Source organism: Nocardia concava NBRC 100430 (genome assembly GCF_000308815.1).
In the GTDB taxonomy this organism is placed as follows: domain Bacteria; phylum Actinomycetota; class Actinomycetes; order Mycobacteriales; family Mycobacteriaceae; genus Nocardia; species Nocardia concava.
The window spans coordinates 1-4543 of the sequence record NZ_BAFX01000087.1; the positions used below are offsets into that span (position 1 = coordinate 1).

Consider the following 4543-nt stretch of genomic DNA (forward strand, 5'->3'; position numbering starts at 1 on the left):
GCAGGTTCAGGAACACCACGCCGAGCACGGTCACGACATAGACCAGCAGGTCGCCTGTGCGCTTGGCCAGCTTGATGTGGCCTATCTTGACCAGCTGCATGCCGACCACGATGAGCAGACCGGCCAGCGCCGATTTCGGAATCTGCTGCACCAGGCCGACCAGTGCGACCGAGAAGACCAGGATCCAGATGCCGTGCAGCAGCGCCGAGGCCCGGGTGCGGGCTCCGGCCTGCACATTGGTGGCGCTGCGCACGATGACGCCGGTGACCGGCAGGCCGCCGAGCGCGCCGGAGACCATATTGGCCGCACCCTGCCCGACCAGTTCCCGGTCGAAGTTGGTGCGCGGCCCGGTGTGCATCTTGTCCACGGCGACCGCGGACAGCAGGCTCTCCACGCTGGCGATCAGGGCGATGGTCAGTGCCGCGAGCACGACCGCACCCCAGTCACCGGACGGCAGCGAGGGCAGTCCGATGGCGTCGAACAGCGAGCCGCTCAACACGATTCGCTCGGGAGCGCCCGGCAGCACCAGCGACGCCACGGTGGCGATCACGATGGCGACCAGCGGGCCCGGAAGCACCCTCAGCTTCCCGGGCACGTACTTCCACGCGAGCATGATGGCGATGACGACGAGTCCGATGAAGAAGTCGTCGCCGTGCAGATTGCCCAGCTCACCGGGCAGCTGAATCAGGTTCTGCCAGGCCGAACTGTGGGAGGCCCCGCCCAGCAGCACGTGCAGCTGCTGCAGCGCGATGGTGATGCCGATGCCCGCGAGCATGGCGTGCACCACCACCGGCGCGATGGCCAGGGCCGCGCGCGCGATTCGGCTGAGCCCGAACAGGATTTGCAGACCACCGGCGAGCACGGTGATGAAACAGGCTGTTTTCCAGCCGAATTCGCTGATGGTGGTGGCCACCACCACGGTCAGGCCGGCGGCGGGGCCGCTGACCTGCAGTGGGGATCCGCCGAGCAGGCCGACCACCACGCCGCCGACGACGGCGGCGATGAGTCCGGCGGCGATCGGCGCACCGGAGGCGACCGCGATGCCGAGCGAGAGCGGCAAGGCGACGAGGAAGACAACAAGGGATGCAGGTAGATCGTGGCGCAGCAGAGAGTCGAATCTGCCGGCGTTTCTGCCTGGCGGTGAATCGGTGTCGCGAGACATATCGCTCCTTGGCGAGCGTGTGCAGGGGCATCGAATAAAGGCTGCGGACTGCATTGGCCGCAGACTCACCGGACGAGCAAAGGCAAGGCTAAGAGTAAAGACTTAGCAAAGCCTGAGAAAACCTGTGCCACAAAGTTAAAGAGGTGTGAACCGTTGCGGCTCACACCTCTCGAGGCCCCTGCGCCCCGTTCGTCACGCGGGTTGGGCCACCCGCCCCGCGCCGTCGATCTCACCGATGCCGTCCACCGTGACCTCGACCACGCGCGCGGTCGCGATATCGAAGAACAGGCCCGAGAGCACGACCCCGCGCTCCTCGACACCGCGCCGGACCACCGGATGCGCGTACAGCGTCTCGAGCTGCACCGCGACATTCACCATCCCCAGCTGATCGACCGGCCCGAAGCCCGCCGCCGCGGCCGCCGCCGCGACCGGATGCCCGTCCCGGAACCGCTCGAGGCTGGGCCGGGCGTGCGCGAGCCAGTCGTCGAGCTGGGAGCCGGTGACCAGCTCACTGTGCAGCGCGCCCATGGCCCCGCAGCCGGAGTGCCCGCACACCACCACCGAGCGGACATCGAGCTTGTCGAGGGCGTAGATGAGCGCGGCCTCCATGCTCGAATCCTTGGCATCGCGCGGAATCAGGTTGCCCACGTTGCGAACCGTGAACAGGTCGCCGGGCCCGCTGTTGGTGATGACATTGGGCACGATCCGCGAATCCGCGCACGTGACGAAAAGCGAGTCGGGTTCTTGACCGTCGCGCAGCACGCCCAGGTGGGGCCGCATGACATGCGCGTGACTGCGGTGATAGGCGGCCACGCCCGCGACGATCCGGTCCACGTCATTGGCGGTGCGCCGCCACGGGCCCAGCGCCTGGTCGAGCATGTGCCGCGAGTGCCCGCGTGCGGCCGGTCCGTCGGCGGCGTCGGCCATGCGCACCGCACCCGCCTCCACGAATTCGACTGTGCCGCCTTCGCTTCGATGCTGTTCCACCCACTCCTGCAGGGAGTCGTAGGCGGCGTGGTCCATGAAGTCGACGATCATCTCGACCACGACGCCCGCGCCGGCGGGCACCTTGTGCAGTTCGGCGGTGAGCCTGGGCAGCGCCAGGAAGGTGAAGCTGCCGTCCACGGTCACCCGCCAGCGGCGCTCGTCGATCGCCTCGGCGCTGACGCTCACCCGAACCACCCGCCACAGCAGCAGCGCGAAGGCCAGGGCGAGCCCGACGAGCATGCCCAGCAACAGATTCCAGAACACCACCACGAAGGCGGTGGCCGCGTACACCACCAGATCGCCGGTGCGCTGGGCGCGTCGGATGTGCGCCAGCTTGATCAGCTGGATGCCGACCACGATGAGCAATCCGGCCAAGGCCGCCTTGGGAATCGAGCGCACCACCCCGACCAGCGCCACCGAGAACAGCAGGATCCACACCCCGTGCAGCATGGTCGAGGCCTTGGTGCGCGCTCCTGCCTTGACATTGGTGATGCTGCGCACGATGACCGCCGCCACCGGCAGCCCGCCGATAAGGCCGGAGACCATGTTGGCCGCGCCCTGGCCGAGCAGTTCGCGGTCCAGATCCGTTCGGCGCGCGGAGTTCTGGCGCATCCGGTCCACCGCCACGGCCGATAGTAGGGTCTCCACGCTGGCGATGAGCGCGATGGTGACGGCCATCAGCGCCACCTGCGCCCAGCTGCCGTGCGGGACCTGCGGCAGGTGCAGTTCCTGCAGCAGCGAGCCGTCGATGGAGATGCGCTCGACCCGCACCGGCAGCACGTGCGCCAGCAGGGTGGCGACGACGACGGCGACGAGGGCGGCGGGCACCCGGCGCGCGGGTTCGGGCAGATGCCGCCAGCCGACCAGGATGGCGATGACGACCAGTCCGATACACAGGTCACCGGCATGTACGGAGGCCAGCTGATGCGGCAGGGCGACCAGAGCGTCCCAGGACGAGGTCAGCGAATCACCGCCCAGCAGCACGTGCACCTGCTCGAGCGCGATGACGATGCCGATCCCGGCGAGCATGGCGTGCACCACGACCGGCGCGATGGCCAGCACGCCGCGCGCGATCCGGCTGAGCCCGAACAGGATCTGCAGGCCGCCGGCCAGGACGGTGATGAAACAGGTGGCGGCCCAGCCGAATTGGTTGATGGATTCGGCGACCACCACGGTCAGCGACGCGGTGGGCCCGCTGACCTGCAGGGTCGAGCCGCCGAAGAGTGCGGCCACCACCCCGCCCACGACGGCGGCGATGAGTCCGGCGGCGACCGGCGCGCCCGCGGCGACGGCGATGCCGATGGACAGCGGCAGGGAGACCAGGAAGACGACGAGCGAGGCGGGCAGATCATGGCGCATCAGCGCGGTGAGACGAGGAGACAACAACATCCGTGGAGGCTGAAGCAACGTCCGTGGAGGCTGATCGGTGTCGGTGGACATATCTCTCCTTCGCCGGCACGGCAGGGCCGTCCGGTTCATCGGTCAACATGTACTGGCATCGAGAGGCAGCGGCGGGCGAGGCTGGAGAACCACGACGCTTGGCAGATCGCCGGTAAGCGTAAAGACAATGCAAAGGAAATGAAAAGCGTTTGCGGCAATTGAGGCGATCCGCTACCAAACTGTGACACAGCTCACCACCGCGCGCAACACCTCGGCTAGTCCTCGGACCGCCACGACGGGCCTCGAACCTTCGGGCAACCGATCGCGGACGTGCGCATCACCGTCGCGAAAACCGCTGTCCCGTAACCACCCTCACGGTCGGCCCCGGCTCCTATGATCACCACAAGCTAGCCGTGGAGATCAGCATGACCGCAGTCATCGGCCCGGGCGCCCCGGGATATTCCAGAGTCATCGCCCCGCCGGGCTGGAGCCGCTGGCTGGTTCCGCCCGCCGCGCTGTCCATTCACCTGGCCATCGGGCAGGCCTACGCCTGGAGCGTGTTCAAACCGCCGCTGGAGAAGGCCATGCACATCTCCGGCACCGGCAGTGCGCTGCCGTTCCAGCTGGCCATCGTCATGCTGGGCCTGTCCGCGGCCTTCGGCGGGACGCTGGTGGAACGGCGCGGGCCGCGCTGGGCCATGACCGTCTCGCTGGTGTGCTTCTGCTCCGGACTGCTGCTCTCGGCGCTGGGCGCGGCCGTCGGCGCGTACTGGCTGATCGTGCTGGGCTACGGGTTCGTGGGCGGCATCGGGCTCGGCATCGGATACATCTCGCCGGTGTCGACGCTGATCCGCTGGTTTCCCGACCGGCCCGGCATGGCAACGGGTTTCGCGATCATGGGCTTCGGCGGCGGGGCGCTGATCGCCTCACCGTGGACCACCGAGCTGCTATCGGATTTCGGCAAGGACCGGGCCGGGATCGCGCAGGCCTTCCTGGTGATGGGGCTGGTGTACG

3 protein-coding genes are annotated in these 4543 nt (G+C 68.2%); 1 reads left to right on the top strand and 2 read right to left on the bottom strand.

The features are described from left to right. On the bottom strand, positions 1-1162 hold a 1162-nt coding region (locus ON43_RS20480), incomplete at its 3' end, for a SulP family inorganic anion transporter (protein ID WP_040809817.1). 192 nt (positions 1163-1354) lie between these two features. Continuing rightward, positions 1355-3538 carry a SulP family inorganic anion transporter gene (locus ON43_RS20485; RefSeq protein WP_245568675.1) on the bottom strand — a complete coding sequence of 728 codons (2184 nt, stop codon included), beginning with the start codon at positions 3536-3538 and terminating at the stop codon, positions 1355-1357. A 416-nt stretch (positions 3539-3954) separates the two neighbouring features. On the opposite strand from ON43_RS20485, the gene ON43_RS20490 reads away from it, so the two are divergent. After that, positions 3955-4543 (top strand): MFS transporter (locus ON43_RS20490; protein ID WP_157514122.1); only part of this gene is annotated, 589 nt, incomplete at its 3' end.